The organism is Pseudarthrobacter sp. NIBRBAC000502772, from assembly GCF_006517235.1.
Classification (GTDB): domain Bacteria; phylum Actinomycetota; class Actinomycetes; order Actinomycetales; family Micrococcaceae; genus Arthrobacter.
The window spans coordinates 1,975,746-1,996,314 of record NZ_CP041188.1 but is presented as its reverse complement, the minus strand read 5'-3'; the positions used below and the strand labels follow the sequence as shown (position 1 = coordinate 1,996,314).

General features: G+C 64.1%; 18 protein-coding genes and 3 tRNA genes. 5 read left to right on the top strand and 16 right to left on the bottom strand.

Annotated elements, in window-relative coordinates; all coding sequences use genetic code 11:
• Nucleotides 1–2: 2 nt before the first annotated feature.
• The 5 genes from NIBR502772_RS09275 to rpsB all read right to left on the bottom strand — a co-directional run bounded on the left by NIBR502772_RS09275 (nt 3) and on the right by rpsB (nt 4,342).
• Nucleotides 3–926 (bottom strand): phosphatidate cytidylyltransferase, encoded by a 924-nt coding sequence (locus NIBR502772_RS09275; protein ID WP_104063073.1) that lies wholly within the window; start codon nt 924–926, stop codon nt 3–5.
• A complete protein-coding gene (frr, locus tag NIBR502772_RS09270; protein WP_056348274.1) occupies nt 926–1,483 on the bottom strand; it encodes a ribosome recycling factor in 558 nt (185 codons plus the stop codon). Before frr ends, NIBR502772_RS09275 begins: the two co-directional genes overlap by 1 nt.
• Before the next feature lie 125 nt (nt 1,484–1,608).
• Nucleotides 1,609–2,346, bottom strand: a complete 738-nt coding sequence (gene pyrH, locus NIBR502772_RS09265; protein WP_141139972.1) for a UMP kinase — start codon at nt 2,344–2,346, stop codon at nt 1,609–1,611.
• Nucleotides 2,347–2,473: 127 nt separating this feature from the next.
• Complete coding sequence (tsf, locus tag NIBR502772_RS09260) at nt 2,474–3,310, bottom strand: translation elongation factor Ts (RefSeq protein ID WP_141139971.1); 837 nt, start codon at nt 3,308–3,310, stop codon at nt 2,474–2,476.
• Nucleotides 3,311–3,439: 129 nt separating this feature from the next.
• Nucleotides 3,440–4,342 carry a 30S ribosomal protein S2 gene (gene rpsB, locus NIBR502772_RS09255; protein ID WP_056348267.1) on the bottom strand — a complete coding sequence of 301 codons (903 nt, stop codon included), beginning with the start codon at nt 4,340–4,342 and terminating at the stop codon, nt 3,440–3,442.
• 403 nt (nt 4,343–4,745) lie between these two features.
• On the opposite strand from rpsB, the gene NIBR502772_RS09250 reads away from it, so the two are divergent.
• Nucleotides 4,746–5,243 carry a murein hydrolase activator EnvC gene (locus tag NIBR502772_RS09250; protein WP_141139970.1) on the top strand — a complete coding sequence of 166 codons (498 nt, stop codon included), beginning with the start codon at nt 4,746–4,748 and terminating at the stop codon, nt 5,241–5,243.
• Nucleotides 5,244–5,304: 61 nt separating this feature from the next.
• Here the strand turns inward: NIBR502772_RS09250 and NIBR502772_RS09245 are convergent, their stop codons facing one another.
• Nucleotides 5,305–6,495 carry an acyl-CoA dehydrogenase family protein gene (locus NIBR502772_RS09245; protein WP_141139969.1) on the bottom strand — a complete coding sequence of 397 codons (1,191 nt, stop codon included), beginning with the start codon at nt 6,493–6,495 and terminating at the stop codon, nt 5,305–5,307.
• Between the two features lie 131 nt (nt 6,496–6,626).
• Between NIBR502772_RS09245 and NIBR502772_RS09240 the strand changes: the two genes are divergently transcribed.
• Entirely contained in the window at nt 6,627–9,494 is a 2,868-nt protein-coding gene (locus tag NIBR502772_RS09240) for an AAA domain-containing protein (RefSeq protein WP_246848746.1), read from the top strand.
• Nucleotides 9,495–9,556: 62 nt separating this feature from the next.
• On the opposite strand, the gene NIBR502772_RS09235 is transcribed toward NIBR502772_RS09240, so the two are convergent.
• From NIBR502772_RS09235 to NIBR502772_RS09215, 5 genes are all read right to left on the bottom strand, one after another.
• A tRNA-Ile gene (locus tag NIBR502772_RS09235) sits at nt 9,557–9,633 on the bottom strand.
• Between the two features lie 140 nt (nt 9,634–9,773).
• Entirely contained in the window at nt 9,774–10,970 is a 1,197-nt protein-coding gene (locus NIBR502772_RS09230; protein ID WP_141139967.1) for a glycosyltransferase, read from the bottom strand.
• A 125-nt stretch (nt 10,971–11,095) separates the two neighbouring features.
• On the bottom strand, nt 11,096–12,004 hold the full coding sequence (locus NIBR502772_RS09225) for a DMT family transporter (RefSeq protein WP_141139966.1): 909 nt from the start codon (nt 12,002–12,004) through the stop codon (nt 11,096–11,098).
• Nucleotides 12,004–12,627: a CDP-alcohol phosphatidyltransferase family protein gene (locus NIBR502772_RS09220; RefSeq protein WP_141139965.1), complete on the bottom strand. Its 624-nt coding sequence runs from the start codon at nt 12,625–12,627 to the stop codon at nt 12,004–12,006. Before NIBR502772_RS09220 ends, NIBR502772_RS09225 begins: the two co-directional genes overlap by 1 nt.
• Before the next feature lie 60 nt (nt 12,628–12,687).
• The gene (locus NIBR502772_RS09215) at nt 12,688–13,542 is read right to left on the bottom strand and encodes a phage holin family protein (protein ID WP_141139964.1); all 855 of its coding nucleotides are present in this window, start codon (nt 13,540–13,542) and stop codon (nt 12,688–12,690) included.
• 189 nt (nt 13,543–13,731) lie between these two features.
• On the opposite strand from NIBR502772_RS09215, the gene NIBR502772_RS09210 reads away from it, so the two are divergent.
• The 3 genes from NIBR502772_RS09210 to NIBR502772_RS09200 all read left to right on the top strand — a co-directional run bounded on the left by NIBR502772_RS09210 (nt 13,732) and on the right by NIBR502772_RS09200 (nt 15,655).
• Nucleotides 13,732–14,955, top strand: coding sequence for a multidrug effflux MFS transporter (locus NIBR502772_RS09210; protein ID WP_210412416.1), 1,224 nt, complete (start codon nt 13,732–13,734; stop codon nt 14,953–14,955).
• A 13-nt stretch (nt 14,956–14,968) separates the two neighbouring features.
• On the top strand, nt 14,969–15,160 hold the full coding sequence (locus NIBR502772_RS09205; RefSeq protein ID WP_371706828.1) for a hypothetical protein: 192 nt from the start codon (nt 14,969–14,971) through the stop codon (nt 15,158–15,160).
• An 87-nt stretch (nt 15,161–15,247) separates the two neighbouring features.
• Nucleotides 15,248–15,655, top strand: a complete 408-nt coding sequence (locus NIBR502772_RS09200; protein WP_056348253.1) for a hypothetical protein — start codon at nt 15,248–15,250, stop codon at nt 15,653–15,655.
• A gap of 52 nt (nt 15,656–15,707) precedes the next feature.
• On the opposite strand, the gene NIBR502772_RS09195 is transcribed toward NIBR502772_RS09200, so the two are convergent.
• The 5 genes from NIBR502772_RS09195 to dusB form a co-directional block, all read right to left on the bottom strand.
• Nucleotides 15,708–15,780, bottom strand: a tRNA-Asn gene (locus NIBR502772_RS09195).
• 125 nt (nt 15,781–15,905) lie between these two features.
• Nucleotides 15,906–15,978 (bottom strand) — tRNA-Asn (locus NIBR502772_RS09190).
• 67 nt (nt 15,979–16,045) lie between these two features.
• Complete coding sequence (gene dnaG, locus NIBR502772_RS09185; RefSeq protein WP_141139963.1) at nt 16,046–17,986, bottom strand: DNA primase; 1,941 nt, start codon at nt 17,984–17,986, stop codon at nt 16,046–16,048.
• 52 nt (nt 17,987–18,038) lie between these two features.
• Nucleotides 18,039–19,337 (bottom strand): deoxyguanosinetriphosphate triphosphohydrolase, encoded by a 1,299-nt coding sequence (locus NIBR502772_RS09180; RefSeq protein WP_141139962.1) that lies wholly within the window; start codon nt 19,335–19,337, stop codon nt 18,039–18,041.
• Nucleotides 19,321–20,499 carry a tRNA dihydrouridine synthase DusB gene (gene dusB, locus NIBR502772_RS09175; RefSeq protein ID WP_141139961.1) on the bottom strand — a complete coding sequence of 393 codons (1,179 nt, stop codon included), beginning with the start codon at nt 20,497–20,499 and terminating at the stop codon, nt 19,321–19,323. The genes NIBR502772_RS09180 and dusB overlap by 17 nt, the downstream gene beginning before the upstream one ends.
• Between the last annotated feature and the right edge of the window lie 70 nt (nt 20,500–20,569).

Here is a 20,569-nt window from a genome sequence, read left to right as displayed (position 1 = left end):
CGTCAGACGCCCGCAACCAATGCGAACAGCACAAAGGCCACGGGACAGGCGAAGACGATGGAGTCCAGGCGGTCCATGACGCCCCCATGTCCGGGCAGGATGCTGCTCATGTCCTTGATCCCGAGTTCACGCTTGACCATCGACTCGGCCAGGTCTCCTGCGGTGGACGCTGCAACGACGCCCACGGCGAGGATCACACCCACCCACCAAGGTTTTCCCAGCAGGAAAATGCTGGCAAGGACGCCGATCAGCATGGCCCCGGCAATGGAGCCGGCGAAGCCTTCCCATGATTTCTTGGGGCTGATCTTCGGGGCCATGGGGTGTTTGCCCAGTGATGCGCCCACGAGATAGCCGAACGTGTCGTTCGAAACCACCAGCAGGAGCATCACGGCCACCTGCCAGGCCCCGGGCGGCACGGTTCCGCCAGGCCAGAGACCCACCGGGGTGGCGACTCCGACAGCGTGCAGCGGCAACGTGGCGAAACTGATGAAGAACGGGACCCAGCCCAGCGTGAACACGCCGGCAAAGATGCTGTTCGCTGATCCGGCGGGGTTCTCCACTGAACGCCAGAGGAGGACAGCCACGCAGCTCAGGAGCATGGCGAAAAGCAGGCTCTCAAGTCCGCCGAGATAAGCGGCGAACGGCATGGCGACTGTACCCACCATGACCGGGACGATGGGCATCCTGGTCCCGTTCGCCTCCAGGGCACGGAAGATCTCCCAGACTCCGAAGACCGCGAACCCGGTGGTGACAGCCACGAATCCGAGCGGGAGGAAAACCAGGCCGCCCAGCACACCGATCAGCATGGCCAGGCCCACCACAATGGCTGCCGGAAGATTCCGGCCGGCCTTGGGCGTCGGATTGCTCCGCAACTGTTTCCCCCTGGTGCGCGCCCTTTGGCTGGGGGCCTGCTCTGCCTGGCTCATCAGACTTCGAGCAGCTCTGCTTCCTTGCGCTTGAGCAGCTCGTCGATGCCGTCCACGTGCGATTTGGTCAGGCCATCCAGTTCCTTTTCGGCGCGGCTGCCTTCGTCCTCGCCGGCTTCGCCGTCTTTGACGAGCTTGTCCAGCGTTTCCTTGGCCTTGCGCCGGATGTTGCGGATGGAGATCTTCGCGTCCTCGCCCTTGGTCTTGACGATCTTGACGTATTCCTTGCGGCGTTCCTGGGTCAGGTCCGGGATGGTGATCCTGATGACGTTGCCGTCGTTGGAGGGGTTGGCGCCCACCTCGGAATCACTCAGGGCCCGCTCGATGTCGCGCAGTGCGGTCTTATCGAACGGCGTGATGAGGATGGTGCGCGCGTCCGGAATGGCGAAGGAGGCAAGCTGCTGCAGCGGGGTGGGCGAACCGTAATAGTCCACCAGGACCTTGTTGTAAAGGCCCGGGTTTGCCCGTCCGGTGCGGATCGAGGCGAAGTCTTCCTTGGCTACCTCTACCGCCTTGTCCATCTTCTCTTCGGCTTCGAGCAAGGTTTCTTCGATCACTGTCTCTCCTCAGAAATCAGTGCAGTCCGGGTACCGGTTCCCTGCACAATCTTGGTTCATGGTTCCTGGTTCCATTGTTGCCCGGTTGCGGGCATGGAACCGTGCTCAGATCATCCTAGCTGCAGCTACGGGGTCACCAGGGTACCGAGCTTTTCGCCCAGGATGGCGCGGGTGACGTTCCCTTCGCCTTCCATCCCGAAAACCACCATGGACAGGTTGTTGTCCTTGCACATGGTCATTGCGGTCTGGTCCATGACCCTGATGTCGCGGCGCAGGGCGTCGTCGTAGCTCAGCGTGTCCAGCTTCTCGGCAGCAGGGTCCTTCTTGGGATCGGCGGTGTAGACGGCGTCCACGCCGCTTTTGGCCATCAGGACGACGTCCGCATGGACCTCCAGGGCGCGCTGGGCGGCCACTGTGTCCGTGGAGAAGTACGGCAGGCCGGCTCCGGCGCCGAAGATGACCACGCGGCCCTTTTCCATGTGGCGGATGGCCCGGCGGGGAATGTACGCCTCGGCGACCTGGCCCATGGTGATGGCGCTCTGGACGCGGGTTTCAACGCCGGCCTGCTCCAGGAAGTCCTGCAGTGCCAGGCAGTTCATGACAGTGCCGAGCATGCCCATGTAGTCGGCGCGCGAGCGGTCCATGCCGCTCTGGGACAGTTCCGCACCGCGGAAGAAGTTGCCGCCGCCGACGACGATGGCAACTTCCACTTCGGGGACCGCTGCGGCGATCTGCTTGGCTACGTCGCGCACGGTGTCGGGATCAACGCCCAGCTTGCCGCCGCCGAAGACCTCGCCCGACAACTTCAGGAGGACGCGGCGCCTGCTTTTCTCTGGCTGGCTTGAAGAATTGACGGCTTCCATGGGTGCCTTCCCGTTTGTGAACTCTGAAAAAGGTTATCGTGCCGGGTGGCCAAAGGTCTCATCGGACGTTTAGCCGGTGCATGCAAAAGGGGCGGCCACCGAAGTGGCCACCCCTTTGCGGATTCGACTAGGAGCCGACGCGGAAACGCGCGAAGGACGTGCCCTTGACGCCGGCCTCTTCGAGGACCTGCGCCACAGACTTCTTGGCGTCCTTGGCGAAAGCCTGGTCGACCAGGACCTCACCCTTGTAGAAGCCCGTAACGCGGCCTTCCACAATCTTGGACATTGCGGCCTCGGGCTTGCCTTCAGCCTTGGCGGTCTCTTCGGCGATGCGACGCTCGGACTCGACCAGGTCAGACGGAACGTCTTCGCGGGTCAGGTAGTTCGGGGACATCGCTGCGATGTGCACTGCAATATCGTGCGCGGCGGTGGCAGCGGCTTCGCCTTCACCCTCAACAGCGAACAGGACGCCGACCTGGGCCGGGAGATCCTTGGACGTCTTGTGCAGGTAAGCGTCAACAGTGCCGCCCTCAATGCGGGACAGCTTGCGGACAACAACCTTTTCGCCGAGGATTGCGCCTTCTTCGACGACAACCTCGGACAGCGGCTTGCCGTCAACTTCGATGGCCAGGAGGGTGTCGAGGTCGGCAGCGCCGGACTCCACAGCCACGGCCAGGACCTTGTCGGCCAGCTGGATGAACTTGTCAGCCTTGGCGACGAAGTCGGTCTCGCAGTTGACCTCGATCATCACGCCGACGCCGTTGCTGACCTTTGCGGCCACCAGGCCTTCGGCGGTGGAGCGGCCTTCGCGCTTGGTAGCGCCCTTGAGTCCCTTGATGCGGATGATCTCGATGGCCTTTTCGGCGTCACCGTTGGCTTCGTCAAGAGCCTTCTTGACATCCATCATGCCGGCGCCGGTGCGCTCGCGCAGAGCCTTGATATCAGCGGCAGTGTAGTTCGCCATGTGAACCCCTCTGTCTAGAAAATGTATGTGGTGTACGGACCGACAGGACAGCGGCTCACCGGGTGAGCCGCCATCCTGTCAGGTGCTCCGGCGCTGCAGGCAGCGCCGGAGAATCCGGATTTACTAGTGTTACTTGTCAGCGTCGGCGGCGGGAGCCTCGGCAGCAGCCGGAGCTTCCTCGGCAACCGGAGCAGCTTCTTCGGCTGCCGGAGCGGCAGCTTCTTCAGCAGCCGGAGCAGCCTCAGCGGCAGGTGCTTCTTCAGTCTTGCTGCCTTCGAGGAGTTCGCGCTCCCACTCAGCCAGCGGCTCTTCCGGAGCTTCCGTGGTGCCCGTGGCGCGGTTGTGGCGGGCGATGAGGCCCTCAGCAACGGCGTCGGCGACAACGCGGGTCAGCAGGTTCACGGAGCGGATGGCGTCGTCGTTGCCCGGGATCGGGAAGTCGACTTCGTCAGGATCGCAGTTGGTGTCCAGGATGGCCACAACCGGGATGTTCAGCTTCTTGGCTTCGTCAACGGCCAGGTGTTCCTTCTTGGTGTCCACGATCCAGAGCACGGAAGGTGCCTTGGTCAGGTTGCGGATACCGCCGAGGTTGGTTTCCAGCTTGGTGAGTTCACGGCGAAGGAGCAGCAGTTCCTTCTTGGTGTACGCGGAACCGGCGACGTCGTCGAAGTCGATCTCTTCCAGTTCCTTCATGCGCTGGATGCGCTTGGAAACGGTCTGGAAGTTGGTCAGCATACCGCCGAGCCAGCGCTGGTTCACGTAAGGCTGTCCAACACGGGTAGCCTGCTCAGCGATGGATTCCTGGGCCTGCTTCTTGGTGCCGACGAAGAGTACGGTGCCGCCGTGTGCAACGGTGGCCTTTACGAACTCGTAGGCACGGTCGATGTAGGACAGCGACTGCTGAAGGTCAATGATGTAGATGCCGTTGCGCTCCGTGAAGATGAATCGCTTCATCTTCGGGTTCCAACGGCGGGTCTGGTGTCCAAAGTGGACGCCGCTGTCAAGCAGCTGGCGCATAGTTACGACGGGCATGCCGGCGCTCCTTCCGGCAGGTCATTCATGAGAGAGCCTTTCAGGCCCTCTTACCCTGCCAATAGTTGACGGTTAATTAGCGTGGCCCAAGGCGGGCCGTGCTCCTGGCATCCATTGCGACTCTCATCAGGACCGCGAGGCCCTGACCGCAAGAGACACAATCCTCCTCATACAAAGCCGGGGCTTCAGATTTGGAGGGCTGGATACGCGTAGTCAGTTGCTGCTCCCCCGCATTCCTGAATGAGGCGTGCCGACGCAAGCGTTGAGGGCACAGCAAACTGCTCCATCAAGTGTACAACAGGAGCCAATAGCCGAAGGACAACCCGAGGGCCTGCGACGGGCGTTTTCCACATGGCCAAGGTGCGCACTCCCGCTGAGGGATCCGGCACGCAAAGCTGGGTTTATGAAAGCAATAGTTGCCCTCGCGGCAGTGCTCTTACTGCCGGCCGCGGCGGCTCCAGCGGATACAGCCCCGCGCGCTTCCTGGGAGTGGCCGCTCGCCCCCAGGCCCGCGGTGCTGCGCGCCTTTGACCCGCCGGACAAGCCGTGGATGAGCGGGCACCGTGGCGTGGACCTTGAGGCAACGCACGACGGCGTCCCGGTCACCGCGCCGGAGTCCGGCACCGTCAGTTTCGTAGGAGTAGTGGTGGACCGCCCCGTGATCACCATCGATCACGGGGGCGGTCTCCGCAGCAGTTTTGAGCCAGTCGAAAGCCCGCTCACGGCCGGGGCTGTGGTGGCGAAAGGCGAGATCATCGGAACCCTGCAGCCCGGGCACTGCGGCGCTCTTGCCTGCGTCCACTGGGGCGTCAGGCAGGGGGACGCCTACGTCAATCCGCTGGAATTCGTCACCGACCTCCGCCCGTCCATCCTGCTTCCCCTGGGGCTGGACACTCGCTGACCGCCGAGCGCCGACGGCTGACGGCTGACGGCTGACGGCTGACGGCTGACGGCTGACGGCTCTAGACGATCGCCGAGATCCCGGTGATGGCGCGGCCGGTCACGAGGGTGTTGATCTCGTGGGTTCCCTCATACGAGTAGATGGCTTCCGCGTCGGCAAAGATCTTGGCCATCTCGAAGTCGGTCACGATGCCGTTGCCGCCCAGGAGGCTACGGCCGATCGCCACGCTCTCGCGCATCCGGGCGGTGGTGAATGCCTTGGCCAGGGCGGACTGTTCATCCTTGGCCTGGCCGGCATCCTCCAGCTGGGAAAGCCGGACCATCATGCCCATTGAGCTGACTGCGTTCCCGAGGATCTGTACAAGCTGGCTTTGGACGAGCTGGAATGATGCCAGCGGGCGGCCGAACTGGTGGCGTTCCACGGCATAGCGGCGGGCCACGTCAAAGGCTGCCAGCTGCTGTCCGACTGCCTGCCAGCCGACGGACAGCCTCGTGACCTTCAGGACCTTGTTCGTGTCGCGGAAGCTGTTGGCGCCCGCCAGCTTGAAGAAGTCCGGAACCACCACGTTCTCGAGGACGATGTCCGCGTTCTGTACGGTCCGAAGGGAGATCTTGTTTTCAATCTTGGTGGCGCTGAAGCCGGGCAGCGCCGTATCCACGAGGAAACCCTTGACCTGGTTGTCGGCGAGGTCCCGGGCGTAGACCACCACCCAATCCGAGAAGGTAGCGTTGCCGATCCAGCGCTTGGCGCCATTGAGGATCCAGGTGTCGCCGTCGCGCTGTGCCGTGGTGCGCGTGCCGCCGGCCACGTCGGATCCGCCCAGCGGTTCGGTGAGCCCGAACGCGCCAATCTTCTTCAGCGAGTAGATATCCGGGAGCCAGGCGTCCTGCTGTTCCTGGGAGGCCAGGGCTTCGATGGAGCCGGTAAACAGTCCGTCGTGCACGCCCATGAAGGTAGCGATGGAGGTATCGGCGCGCGTTGCCTCGGCGTGGACCAGGCCGGCAAACAGGTTGGAGTAGCCCTGGCGCCGCACAGGGCTCACCAGGTCGATCTCGGCCAGCTTGGGAATGAGTTCCATGGGGAACTCGCCGCGGTTCCAGCAGTCCACGGCAATGGGCCGGACTTCGCGGGCCAGGAAGCCCCGGATCTCGGCGAGCCGGTCCTGCTCCTTGGCGGTGAGAAGCTGCTCGAAGGCGAAGAAGTCGCCGTCGGCGTACGGAAGGTTGTTGATGTCAACGGATTTCTTGGACATGGCGTTCCTCGCTAGGGATCAGTGCTGACGGACGGCTCCAAGGCGTGAATATCCCCGGAAGTTCATTAAGTTACTGGTGAGTAACTTACCGCATCGGCCTTACCCTCTGCAACGGTGGCGATGGAAGGAATTTGGACCTCCTAACGCCGCGGCAGTCGAACAGTGCAGCGAACTTCGCTACCGTCGGGTGCAAGGATGTTGCATCTTTTACTTGGGGGATTGAAATGACTGACCCGCGCCGCGAGGCGGTCCTCATCCGGCGCCCGGATAAGTCAGTTTTTGACGACAAGACCTCCGAAGTCTTGGAATACGTTGCGGGCGCAGACTTCACCTACGTAACTTTCCAACCGGTCAACGGGCCGAGGAAGTACAGGTACTCGGCCCAGAGAGTACTGATTCTGAGCAACCCGGTCAGGCAACTCCTAGGGAACAGGGACCGCGTCAGCATCCGAAGCCAGTTCGTGCAGGGGGTGACGGAAGTCTGGCGTTTCGACGGTCCTGACCAGACGTGGTGGCGGGTTTTCACAACATCTGGCGAACGCGAGAGCTATCAAACGTGTGGGCAGGATGAGTTCAGCATCATCCAGGCCACTGAGCTCCCAACCGAAGCGTACGAAGTCCTCAACTACTGGCAAGACGTCGTTAACCATCTAAAAAAGAACGATCCCTTGGGCCCGCTCTACCAGCAGTTCAAGACGGTTCCCCAGGGGAGCGTCCTCGATCTGTATCTTCGCGGGGAGGCTGTGGATACGTCCGCCGACGTGGACGAACTGATCTTCCCGTTCTCATCAAACCTCAGCCAACGCGAAGCCCTCAGAAAAGGCCTCACCCACCGTATCTCCGTCATCGACGGGCCTCCCGGAACAGGTAAGACGGAAACAATACTCAGCCTGGTTGCCAACATCATCCACACCCCGGGAAAGACTGTGGGCATTGCGTCTTCCAACAATGCTGCGGTGGAAAACGTCCGCGACAAGCTTGCACGGGAAGGGCTCGGTCATATCGTTGCAGACCTGGGGCGCAGCGACGTGAGACGTAAGTTCTTCGCGGGACGACACGCCGAGAATGTCGAGGTGCAGCGCCACGCCGGCAGCTCAGCTGTGTCCATGCCGGCAGCCGGACGGATTTCGGACCTCGACGAGCGACTCGAGCACCTGCAGGTGCTGACCAGGGAGCTGGCGATTCGGCGGCAGGAGGTGGCCGCCTACAAACTCGAGCGGCGTCACTTCCGCCACCACGTCGACAGCCATAATCTGCCGCCACTGCCAGCCTTGACGATCCTGCAGCGACCGTCGGGCCGTATCCTCGAATTCCTCGCCGAGACAGCGTCAGTTCCAGCCGATGAAAGTCCCTTCAAGAGATTCTTTCGACGTTTTAAGGGTCGATTCCGATATGGATCCACAAAGCACATCGATCCCTACAGCACCGATGTAGTCCTGCGCCTCCAAGCTGCCTTCTACGACAGCAAAATTGCGGAGTTGGAACAGCAGATCGGGCAAGCGGAAGCACAGCTCGATCAGAACCACACTCCCGGTCTCGAAGACGAATTGAGGAACTTGTCACGGCAAGCGCTGGACGCAAGCCTGCACCAGCGCTATGCCGGTGGCCGGTCGCAAGGTTATTCGGAGAACACCTATCGCCGGGACTTCAAGAATTTTGCCAACGACTACCCAGTGATTTTGAGTACCTGCCACTCGCTACGGCGAAGCATCCCGGCTGGCTTCCTGCTGGACTACCTGATCATTGACGAAGCGTCCCAGGTGGACCTGCTGGTCGCGGGCCTGGCTCTTTCCTGCGCACGGAACGTCATCGTGGTGGGCGACCTGCAGCAGCTCCCACACATTCCCAATGAGGATGCAGCAGAACGTGCCCGGCCAGCACCTGCGCCCAGTTACGACTATGAGCGGCACAGCATCCTGTCCTCAATCATCGAGCGCTTCGACACCGGCCTCCCCCGCACAATGCTCCGGGAGCACTACCGCTGTGACCCTGCCATCATCGACTTCTGCAACAAGAAGTTTTACGGCGGCCAACTCGTCCCCTACACCATCAGCGACCCGGCAAATAAGGCGCTCGTCGTGGTACGCACTGTCCAGGGAAACCACATGCGGCAGCACGTGGGCGGTCGCACCAACCAGAGGGAGGCGGACCTGATTGCAGAGGAAGTCCTCCAGGAATTCTGCTCAGACACGCGGCCTGAAGACATAGGTGTGGTCACCCCGTACCGTCTGCAGGTGGACAAAGTGGCGGAAGCCCTCGTCAACACCATCCAGGCTGACACGGTCCACAAATTCCAGGGCCGCGAGAAGGAAGTCATCATCATGAGCACGGTCCTGGACGAGACCAAAAACGGACGTTTCGGGGTTGAATTTGTGGATAACCCGCAGCTGGTCAACGTGGCGGTATCCCGGGCGGTCAAACGGTTTATTTTGGTGACGAATTACGACATGCTGCCGGCCAGCCGTCATCTCCGCGATCTGGTCCAGTTCATCCAATACCAGGATCCCGAGCACGGCGTGTTCGACAGCGCAGTCGTGTCCGTCTTCGATCTCCTCTACAAGGAGTACTCAGCGGTGCTCAGGCCCTTGGCTGCCCGCCTTCAGAACACGTCCAAGTTCGCTTCCGAAAACATCGTGTGGACGCTGCTCCTCGAAATTCTTGCCGAGGCAACCTACACGGATTTGGCCGTTGCTCAGCAGGTCGTTTTGCGGAATCTGCTCCCCGATCTGTCGAGGCTCACGGCCCAGCAGATGGCCTACGTGCGCAACCGCGCCACGGTGGACTTCGTCGTTTACAACCGCATCACCAATGTGCCGGTCCTCGCTGTGGAAGTTGACGGTTTTGCCTTCCACGAGGCTGATCCTTTGCAACTAGTCCGGGACAGCTACAAGGACGCGATCTGCGTCGCGCACGGCGTTCCGCTCCTGCGGCTACCAACCACGGGGAGCGGCGAAGAACACGTGATCCGCCAAAGGCTCGCCACGGCCATACTTGACTAGGCATCCTTGTGAGACACCATTGCCCTCCGGTTTGCGGGAACGCAGACCGGAGGGCATTCACATGGTAGGGCTACTCGGACTTGAACCGAGGACCTTAGGATTATGAGTCCCGCGCTCTAACCAGCTGAGCTATAGCCCCCCGCCCTTGCCGGCGTGGTCCGCGGAGGACTTCGGCTTCAGCAGGGCAAAAACACTCTAGCAAACAGTAGCGGGCATCAGGACCACGCAGTCAGGGCGCCGGGGCCTGGCAGGCTGGAGCGGGCCCCTGCGGGACCGCTGTCAGAGGGCTTTGTCGTCGTAGCTTGCACCCCGGTAGAGGTCCTCGAAAGTCTGCAGCGTGCCCTCGATGCTGTGCGGTTCCACCATCCGCCTGCTGGCCTGGCCCATTGCCGCCCGCTCCCCGGCTGGCAGCTGGAGGATCCGCGTGATCTTGGCTGCGAGGTCGTCGCTGTCGTTGGGTGTGAACAGGTAGCCGTTCTCGCCGTCGCGCACCAGGTGCGGCAGGGCCATGGCATTAGCCAACAGGACGGGCGTGGAGGCAGACATCGCCTCAAGGGTCACCAGGGACTGAAGCTCGGCGGTCCCCGGCATGCAGAACAGATCCGCCTTGATGTAGGCCTCCCGGAGGTCCTCATCGCTGGCCAGTCCCAGGAATTTCACCCGCTCCCCCAGTCCGAGCCGTTCCGCCTGCGCTTCAAGTGCGGCGCGAACTTCGCCGCCGCCCACAATTTCCAGGTGGACGTTGAGCTCTGTGGGCGTCTTGGACACGGCATTGATGAGCACGTCCACATGCTTTTCCTCGGCCAGCCGCCCCACAAACACCACTGTTGGGTGGGCGTGCGGTTCGATCACTTCGCCGGGCTGCAGCTCATAGGCTGCGGAGTCAATGCCGTTGGAGAGTGGCAGTACCTTGTGCAGGAAAGCGTGCTGGTGCATGGCCTTGGCGGCCAGGGGTGTGGGCGTGGTGACGACGTCGGCCTGGCCCATGACCTTGCCCATGTCCTTCCAGGAGATCTTGCCGATGATGTTCTTGAACCACTGCGGGAACGGCAGGAACGGGTTCAGGTTCTCGGGCATGAAGTGGTTGGTGGCCACGATCCTTATGCCCCGCTTCGCCGCTTCGTAGAGGACGTGCTCGCCGATCATGTAGTGGCTTTGGATGTGCACCACATCGGGCTTGATCCGATCGAAAAGGAGGCCGATCTCCTTCTTGATTTCCCAGGGGAAGCAGATACGGAAGTACTCGTGGGTGAAGACCCCGTGGGAACGGAGCCGGTGCACGGTGGCCTCGGAGCGGAACTCGGTGAAGCTCGCGCCGTCGTCCGCCCGGCAAGCCAGCACATGCACGTTGTGGCCGCGTCCGCTCATGCCGTTGGCCAGACGGTAGCTGAACTGTGCGGCCCCGTTGATGTGGGGCGGATACGTATCCGCGGCGATCAGGATGGTCAGGGGAGGCTGGTCAGAGGGCGTTGTCACGTGAAGAGCTCCTGAAGGTCACGGCACGGGCAGCTGTCGCTGGCCGCACCGGTTGGCCGCCGGCACAGTAGCGCGGGGCCTCTTGAAATCGGCTGGTCATGAAAGTGCGCGAGTTGGGTAACAAGCTAGTGGGACGCCCTGCCCGCCGCCTTCCGCGCATCTTTCCTGCGCTTGGTGACCTCGGGATGGTGCCTGGAAAGGGCGATCACCCCCACGATAGCAAGGGAAGCAGCCGTAGCCATGGCAATCGCCATCACGGCGTGGACGTCCGGGCGCAGCTCGCCCAGGATCACGATGCCGATGGCGATGCCCACGATCGGGTCGATGACCGTCAGCCCGGCGATGACAAGGTCCGGCGGGCCGCCCGAGTAGGCGCTCTGCACAAACCAGGAACCCAGGCCGCCGGCCGCCGCGATGGCCACCACCGAATACCACTGGACATTGAGCAGCGCCAGCCCGTTGGGGTCCAGCAGGTGCTTGCCGATGATGCGCGTCAGCACCGCGACAAAGCCGAACAGGACGCCGGCGCCGAGGATGTAGACAAACGCGCTCATCCGGTGCCGGAACATGACCGCCAGGGTGCCGAACAAGCCGACGGCCAGTGCCAGCAGCAGCACGATAGTGAGCTCGTCCTCCTGGCTCACATGGTGGTTCTCCTGCGTCACGTTGACGGCGAGCAGGACAAAGAGTGCGGAACCTGTCACGCAGGCCGCGATGGACACCATGGTGGCCCGGTTGATGGTGATGTCCTGGTCGCGGGCGTTCACCACGGTGGTAATGACCAGCGCAATGGCGCCGATCGGCTGCACCACCGTCAGCGGCGCGGAGACCAGGGCCACCGCGTTCATTCCCATCCCGAGGCACAGCAGGAGAAGTCCCACCACCCAGCGCGGATTGCGGAGCAGGCGGAGGAAGCCGTTTGAACTCAGCGCCAGCCCGCCGGTGTCGGCTTTGACGGCGCTCCCCTGCTTCTGCGCACCCAGGGCAAGGCAGAATGCGCCAAGCACCGCCAGCAGGACCGCCACCCATACCATCAGGCGGTGCCGCCGTCGTGATGGGACTGCTGACGGCCCTTCCGCAGAATGGCCCAGAAATAGTTGTACGCGGCGATCCAGTGGCCGGTGAGCCCAAGTCCCAGCACGATCCAGGCTGCAATGTACAGCGGCCCGGCAATCGGGGTGTCCAATCGCGACATGACCAGCAAGGGTGTGCCCAGGAGCAGGAGTCCGGTGCGGACTTTTCCCACACGGCTCACTGGCAGGTCCGGATGGCCCCGGAAGTAGGAGAGCGTCAGCACCAGGAGCACGGCGTCAGGCACCAGGAGTGCGGCCAGATACAGCCAATGGACGACGCCGGCAATCACCAGGGTGACCGCCACCGCGATCAGGGCAAGCCGGTCAGCCAGCGGATCCATGACGCGGCCGAGCTTGGACGCCTGGTCGAAGCGGCGGGCAACGTAGCCGTCAATCCAGTCGGTTCCCGCCATGACCACCAGGACCACAACGGCGGTCCCATATTCCTTCTGGGCCAGCACGAGCCAGACAAAAAGTGGTACGCCCATAAAGCGCAGCACTGTCAGGGCGTTGGGGATGGTGAAGACGCGGTCGTGGTCAACCTGGGGGCGGCCGGGCCGCGCACCAGCGCCGATGAACCTCAATCCGTCCCCCTTCCTTAGAGCCCGGTGTGACTTCAGGGCCCAGTGTGACGTGTTGTGTTGTTAGGGGTTCCGCAGCAGCCTGCGCAGGAGCACCACAAAGATCGTTGCGGAGGCTGCAAGCGCGGCAAGTGGCTTCCAGCGGAGGCCGGCGCCGTCCGGGGATCCGGAGAAGCCAGCGAATTTTTGGCTGGCCTTGGCAGCGCCATGTTCAACGGCAGCCTTGCCCTCCCCCAGTTTTTCCCTGGCAGCGCCCAGCAGGAACATGGCCTGCGGCTTGATGTCGAGCTCGGTATCCAGTTCGTCGCGGACCTGGGCCAGGTGGCGGCGGCGCTGTTCCAGGCGGCGGTGAAGCTCGGGTTCAGAGGCCTGCGGGTACTCTTTTTTGTGCGCCTCGGCCTTGGCTTCCTTCTCGGCCTTGGCCTTCGCGGCAGCCTCGTCCTTGGCAGCCTTGGCGGCCTTGGCTTCCGGGCTGGCCGGATCGAGCAGCGCGGCGTTGAAGTCCGAGCCTTCCTTGACGATGCCGAGATCGTGTTTGATGCCGCGGATGGTCTCGGCCGGGACCAGGGGCATGGCCTGCTTGAATTTGCGGACGCCGATCAGGCCGCCAATGAGGGCAATGACAAGGAACAGGGCGCAGACGAGCAGCGCGGCGAGCCACGCCGGCATGATGGTGGCCAGGCCCATAATGGCGGCCACGATCAGGCCAACCACCAGGAACGCCACAAAAACAAGCGCAACGGCGAAGAAGGCGGCGGCGACGCCTACCTGGATGCCCTTGCGCTTGAGCTCGATCTTGGCGAAGGCGATTTCATCGTTGAGTTGGCGAGGGGCCAGACGGAAAAGAAGTTTCAGCGTCCTGGGCAGCGCGGTGATCCGCAATCCCTGGCTGGTGCGCCCGGTGTGACGTCCGCTCATCGGTTCCCGCCTAACTTGTTGCGTGGTCTGCTGCCTGGTCGGTTCGGCTGCCGTGGGCTGTGAGAGCCCGCGGCAGCACGGTCCCGCCCCCAAAACTATCATTCAGGTTCAGGGCAAACTTCCGGGTTGGCCGCACGGCGCGCCTGCAACCCCGGAAAGCTGGAACTTCCGGGCCTAGGATTGATCTCCGTGACCACTCCCTCGAATCCGGGCGATTCGCTGACCCGCCGCCGGAAACTGTTGTACATCCTCCTCCTCGGCGCCCTCACGGCGTTGGGTCCGTTCACGATCGACCTGTACCTGCCTGCGTTCCCGGCACTGGAAGCGAGCCTTGGGGTCACCGAGGCCCAGGTCCAGCTGACCCTGGCCGGCACCACCGTCGGCTTTGCCCTCGGCCAGCTGGTGGTGGGCCCCTTCAGCGACAAGTTCGGCCGGCGGCTCCCGCTGATCCTGGCCACCGCCCTGCACATCGCTTCCTCCGTGGGAGCAGCCCTGTCCACTGATATCTCCACGCTTGGCCTCTTCCGCGTTCTCATGGGCGTGGGTGCTGCGGGCGGCGGCGTGGTGGCGATGGCAATGGTGCGGGACCTGTTCTCCGGCTATGCCATGGTCCGGATGTTCTCGCGCATGGCCCTGGTGAACGGGCTGGCACCGATCCTGGCCCCGGTGATCGGATCGCAGCTGCTCCTGGTGATGCCCTGGCCGGGAATCTTCGTGTTCCTGGCCGGCTACGGCACCCTGGTGATCATCGCCGCGCTCGTTTTGGTCCGCGAAACACTGCCACCGGAGAAGCGCGGCCTGACCGGAATGACCGCCGGCCAGCGCTACAAGGTTCTTTTTACGGACCGGATCTTCGTGGGCCTGCTGGTGGTGGGCGGCATGAACTTCGCTGGCCTCTTCACCTACCTGTCCGCGTCGCCGTTCCTGTTCCAGGACATTTTCGGGTTCTCGCCGCAGGAGTACGGCCTGCTGTTCGGCATCAATTCCCTGGGCATTGTGGCCGGCGTCCAGACCAGCTCCAGGCTCATCCGTACTGTCCCGCCGCAATGGATCCTTGCCTGTTCCACGGCCTGGATGTTCCTTATGGCCCTGCTGATCGTGGTCTTTGACCAGGCCGGCCTGGGGCTCTGGGGCGTGATGGTTCCGCTCTGGTTCTACATCATGGGTGCAGGCTTTACATTCCCCTGCGTGCAGGTGCTGGCCCTGAGCAGCCACGGCGCGCAGGCCGGGACGGCCGCGTCCCTCCTGGGCGCCGCGACCTTCCTGATGGCCGGCCTGGTTTCACCGGTGGCGGGGTGGTTGGGCATCACCAGCTCCACCCCCATGGGAGCCGTGCAGGCCGCGTGCATACTGGTGGCGATTGCGGGCCTCTGGCTGGTCGTCAGACCCCGCACCGTGCCCTCGATCCACTGAACCCGTCGACCCAATGACGAAACCCATAAAACGCAAGCCGCACCGCAACCCCCGGGGACTGTTCCTCGGGGCGGTGCTGGGCGCCGTCGCCGGTTACTTCCTTGGGCGCGTGTTCGGCAGTGGCGCCATCGGCATCATCCTCGGCGCGCTGGCAGGCGCTGCCCTGCTGTACCGGGTCAACCCGGGCCCCTGGAACCGTCCCTAGCTGCTGGGAACGTGGCGCCAAATCCCGGTCCACCGGGGAGGGGCCCACCCCTGCCGCCCGGGAGCTTTCCCACGATAAAATAAATCCGTGCCCAGCTGGCAGTTCCACTCGCCGCCCTCGGCCACATGGCAACGTTGCGACTCAGGCATCTTGCCCATGTGGTGGGACCGGCTGTGCGCCCAAACCGGCCAGCAGTCCGCAGCCCTCTATGCCGCCGGACTCTTCACGGACGACCGGCGGCGGCCCATCGCGCAGTGGTTCAACGCCGCCTTCAACGCCGCCCTCCTGGTGGCCCCGGAGACCTCGCCTGAGTGGCCTGTGCAGCGCTTCGGGATCTTCTACGCACCACCGGCCTCCGGCTTCGTCCGCGTGTACTCAGCACCCCATGAATGGCATCCGCGCGAGCCCCGCAAGTACCCCACCGAGCAGGACGCCTTCCGTGCGGCCATTGCCGAGGCTGAGCGGTTCCTGCAGGTGGAAATGGACTTTGTGTGAATGCAAGAAATCCCCGCCCTCACAGAAGAGGACGGGGATTTTTGTTTGTTTGCTCCTCCTGCTGGACTTGAACCAGCAACCCTTCGATTAACAGTCGAATGCTCTGCCAATTGAGCTAAGGAGGAATGAAGCAAGTATGACATTAGCAAAGGTTTCCCGGGAATGTGAAATCGGCGGCGGCGCACCACGAAATACCCTCCCCAGGTATAAAAAAATCCCCGTTCCGGGGACCCGGAACGGGGATTGTGCGCTCCTCCTGCTGGACTTGAACCAGCAACCCTTCGATTAACAGTCGAATGCTCTGCCAATTGAGCTAAGGAGGAATGAAGCGGGTACCAGCCTAGCAAAGACACCGGCTGGAAGCGAAATCAGGAGTGAAATCGGCGCGTTTCAGGCGTCCGATCGCAGTGCCCGTCGTTCCATTTCCAGCATCATCAGTTCCCTGTTGAGCCGCTGGAAATCCTCCGGGTCCGCCGCCGGATCCAGCCTTTGCAGCTGGCCCATCTTGTCCGCCTTGACCCGCGTGATCTGGAGCTCGAACAGCCGGGACAGAATGTCCTTGCAGTACTTCTGGACGGCTTCAGCAGTGCTCGCGGGAAGCGGCACCACTGCAAGCTCGGACACCAGCGGCCGGAGGGGTTCCGGGACTTCGTGCATCACCTGCTCCACCCAGCGCAGGGGCTCCCCGATCAATCCGGGACCGGAGGCGCGCATGGCGTCATGGACAGCCTGGAACGCCGGCGTCACGAACCGTGCGGCCGCGAAGCGCTCCCAGATGCCGCCGCCCAGGAGGGCGGACTCCTGCAGCGCCACTTCCAGCGCCTGCCGCTCCATGGAGGCCACGGGGTCCCGGGGGTCGGGCCGCTGGTAGGAAGGGACAGCGCCCGACGTCGGCCCGGCAGCCACGCCGGGTCCGCCCGCCTGGGCGGAACCCGCCGGAGCGGACGCCATCTGACCCGGGGCACCGGCGGACGTCCCCGGTGCAGCCGGCCCGCCCGGGGCGGCACGCTTCATGGCGACGCCCACAGCCCGACTGACGTCTTCAACCGAGATGCCGAGCCAGCCGGCCAGTTCCCGGGCATACTCGGGCCTGATGGCTGCGTCGCGGATCTGGGCCACCACCGGAGCGGATTCCCGCAGCGCGGCCACCCGGCCCTCGACGGTGTCCAGGTTGTGGCGCCTGAGCGTGGCTTTGATGGCAAACTCGAACAGCGGCCGGCGCGTGGCGATCAGGTCCCGCACGGCGGCGTCGCCCCTGCTTTGGCGCAGGTCGCAGGGGTCGGCGCCGGTGGGCTCCACCGCCACATAGGTCTGGGCGGTAAAGCGCTGGTCTTCCTCGAAGGCGCGCAGTGCCGCCTTCTGCCCGGCGGCGTCACCGTCGAAGGTGAAGATGACCTCTCCCCCGCTGCCGTCGTCGGACAGCAGGCGGCGGGCGATCTTGATGTGCTCGGTGCCGAATGCCGTGCCGCAGGTGGCCACCGCCGTCGGAATTCCCGCCAGGTGGCAGGCCATCACGTCGGTGTATCCCTCCACCACCACGAGCTGGCGGTCTTTGGCGATGCTGCGCTTGGCGAGGTCGATCCCGTAGAGCACCTGGGACTTCTTGTAGAGCGTGGTTTCGGGAGTGTTAAGGTATTTGGGGCCTTGGTCGTCCTCGTAGAGTTTGCGGGCGCCGAAGCCGATGGTGTCGCCGGCGATGTCGCGGATAGGCCAGATGAGCCTGCCACGGAACCGGTCATAGATGCCCCGGTTGCCTTCGGAGAACATGCCCGTCAGCTTCAGCTCCTGGTCCGTGAAGCCACGGCCGCGGAGGTGCTTCAGCAGCGCGTCCCAGCCCTGCGGCGCGTAGCCCACGCCGAACTGCTCCGAGGCGGCGCGGTCGAAGCCGCGGCCGAACAGGAAGTTCCGGCCTTCGGCGGCCCCGGGCGTCAGCAGCTGGGCGCGGAAGAACTCATCGGCGATTTTGTGGGCATCCAGGAGGCGCTGGCGCTTGCCCACTTCCTCACGGTTGGGGCCGGTGCCGCCGTCTTCGTAGCGCAGTTCGTACCCGATGCGGGCAGCCAGCTTTTCCACGGCCTCGTGGAATGAGGTGTGGTCCTGTTTCTGCACAAAGGCGATGACGTCCCCGTCTTCGCCGCACCCGAAGCAGTGGTACCTGCCCACCTGGGGGCGCACGGTGAACGACGGCGACCGTTCGTCGTGGAAGGGGCACAGGCCCTTGTAGGTTCCCAGCCCGGCACCCTTGAGCGTGACGTAGCCGTCAACCACTTCCTTGATGTCCGTGCGCTGGCGTACTTCGTCTATGTCTTCACGTTTGATCAGGCCAGCCACAGAGCCATCCTAGTCCCGGGGTCCGACAGCGGACGCGTCGCTATGGCATCTGTCACCACAGCGAGGGAAGGCTCCCCACGAGCCGTTCGTACATAGCCAGCGCCGAGCCGTCTGTCAGCGACGCCACCTGGTCGATGACCACCCTGAGCCGTGCGCCGTCGTCGGGCGCGTCCCGCCAGTCAGCCGCGAACATGGGCTCCAGGTGGCGGTCCCCCGTGGCGCTCAGGGCGGTGACCAGCGCGTGCAGCACCTCGCGCTGGCGCTCGTAGATGGGCTGGCGGTGTTCGGTGGTCATCACAAACGTGGTGGCCAGGCCCTTCATGACCGCGATCTCCATGACCGTCTCGTCCGGGACCATCAGCTCAGCGCTGTACCGGGTGAGGTTTTCCGGGCCGTAGACGGCGCGGGTGGCCTCCAGGGCGCTCTGGCAGAACCGGCCGATCAGCTGGCTGGTCATGTCCTTCAGGGCGGCCATGGACTTGCGGCTGCCGTCGGCCTCGCGGACCCACACGTCGGTGGCTTCCAACCGGGCCAGGGCGGCATCGATCGCCGCGGGGTCGTTGTGTGGGAGGTACCACTGCTTGGCGTAGCCCACCACACGGGCCCGGTGGTCCGGGTTGTCCATCCAGCGCAGCTGGAAGTGCCCGGCCACGATCGCGTCCTCGACGTCGTGCACGGAATAGGAAATGTCGTCGGCCAGGTCCATAACCTGCGCCTCCAGGCACGAGCGGCGTTCCGGCGCACCCTCCCGGATCCAGTTGAAGATGGGAAGATCATCCTCGTAGGCGCCGAACTTGCTGGTGCGCTGGCCATGGATGACCGGCGCGTTCAGCGCGGACCAGGGGTATTTCGCCGCCGCATCCAGGCTGGCCCTCGTGAGGTTCAGGCCGGCCGGGCGCCCGTCGGTGGCCAGGACCTTGGGCTCCAGCCGGGTAAGCAGCCGGAGGGTCTGGGCGTTGCCTTCGAAGCCGCCGATGGCATGTGCCACCTCGTTCAGGGCGGACTCGCCGTTGTGCCCGAACGGCGGGTGCCCCAGGTCATGGCTCAGGCAGGCGGTGTCCACCACGTCCGGGTCGCAGCCCAGGGCGCGGCCCAGCTCCCGTCCCACCTGGGCAACCTCGAGGCTGTGGGTCAGCCGGGTGCGGACGAAGTCGTCGGTGTCCGGGGCAACTACCTGCGTTTTCGCGCCGAGGCGGCGCAGGGCGGAAGAGTGAAGCACCCGGGCGCGGTCCCGCTCAAAATCGGAGCGGTAGTTGTTTTTGGGCGGTTCCTCCACCCAGCGGGCGGAATCGTGGGCCCCGTAGCCGGGCAGGGCCTGTGCCGTGGTGCGCGTCTCAGCCACCGGAAACATCCAGCTCCGCGGCGGAGATGTCCTGGGACTGCGCGGCGTTCAGGGCACGGGATTCCAGCCAGTCCTTGGGCAGGGCCGGCTTTTTGGGCGAGCCTGCGCGGCCGCGCGGGCCTTCGGCATCCACGCCGGGGTACGGCGAGCCCAGGTCCAGCTGGTCCAGCGTGTCGCGCAGCACCTCCAGGCTGGTCACCATGGCCAGTTTGGTCCGCAGTTCACTGCCCACCACATAGCCCTTGAAGTACCAGGCCATGTGTTTGCGGATCTCGCGGAGGGCTTTGCCCTCATCACCGAAGGTTTCCACCATCAGCTCAGCGTGCCGGTAGACGCTCTCGGCCACCTTGCCCAGGTCCGGCTGGTGGCGGACATCGCTTCCCTCGAAGGCCGCCATGAGGTCGCCGAACAGCCACGGGCGTCCCTGGCAGCCGCGGCCCACCACCACGCCGTCGACGCCGGTTTCGCGGACCATCCGGACGGCATCTTCCGCGGACCAGATGTCGCCGTTGCCCAGGACGGGAATGTCCGGCAGCGCCTCGCGCAGGCGGGCGATTGCGGTCCAGTCGGCCTGGCCGGAGTAGAACTGCGCCGCGGTGCGGCCGTGAAGCGCGACGGCGGCGACCCCGGCATCGCGGGCGATCCGGCCGGCGTCGAGGTACGTCAGGTGGTCATCGTCGATGCCCTTGCGCATCTTGATGGTGAGCGGGACATTGCCCCTGGACGCTTCCTTGACCGCGGTCTGGACAATCGACGTGAAGAGGTCGGTCTTCCAGGGCAGGGCGGACCCGCCGCCGCGCCGGGTCACCTTGGGAACGGGGCAGCCGAAGTTCAGGTCGATGTGGTCCGCACGGTCCTCTTCGACCAGCATGCGCACTGCCTGGCCCACCGTAACGGGGTCCACGCCGTACAGCTGGACGGAGCGGACTTTTTCGTCGTCGTCGTGCGAGATGATGCGCAGTGATTCGGGTGTGCGTTCAACAAGGGCGCGTGAGGTGACCATCTCCGCCACGTACAGGCCGCCGCCGTATTCACGGCACAAACGACGGAATGCGGAGTTGGTGATGCCCGCCATGGGAGCCAGGATCACGGGGGTGTGCACCGTGATGGGGCCCAGCTTCAGGGGCGGGAGTTCCAGCTTGGGGGCGGGAGGCGTTGCGGTAACAGTCACTTGTCCATTGTCGCAAAGGCGGGCAAATCCGCGCGCCGGGCCCATTTGAGTCCCCTGGCGTCGTTCAGCT

Coding starts and splice junctions, on each gene's coding strand:
- NIBR502772_RS09225 (WP_141139966.1), bottom strand. CDS start 12,004: ATGGTATGGGTGGCGGTCCTGCTGGCGGTGCTTGGCGCATTCTGCCTT.
- rpsB (WP_056348267.1), bottom strand. CDS start 4,342: ATGCCCGTCGTAACTATGCGCCAGCTGCTTGACAGCGGCGTCCACTTT.
- tsf (WP_141139971.1), bottom strand. CDS start 3,310: ATGGCGAACTACACTGCCGCTGATATCAAGGCTCTGCGCGAGCGCACC.
- NIBR502772_RS09275 (WP_104063073.1), bottom strand. CDS start 926: ATGAGCCAGGCAGAGCAGGCCCCCAGCCAAAGGGCGCGCACCAGGGGG.
- NIBR502772_RS09250 (WP_141139970.1), top strand. CDS start 4,746: ATGAAAGCAATAGTTGCCCTCGCGGCAGTGCTCTTACTGCCGGCCGCG.
- NIBR502772_RS09215 (WP_141139964.1), bottom strand. CDS start 13,542: ATGAGCGGACGTCACACCGGGCGCACCAGCCAGGGATTGCGGATCACC.
- pyrH (WP_141139972.1), bottom strand. CDS start 2,346: ATGGAAGCCGTCAATTCTTCAAGCCAGCCAGAGAAAAGCAGGCGCCGC.
- NIBR502772_RS09205 (WP_371706828.1), top strand. CDS start 14,969: ATGACGAAACCCATAAAACGCAAGCCGCACCGCAACCCCCGGGGACTG.
- NIBR502772_RS09180 (WP_141139962.1), bottom strand. CDS start 19,337: ATGTTTCCGGTGGCTGAGACGCGCACCACGGCACAGGCCCTGCCCGGC.
- NIBR502772_RS09245 (WP_141139969.1), bottom strand. CDS start 6,495: ATGTCCAAGAAATCCGTTGACATCAACAACCTTCCGTACGCCGACGGC.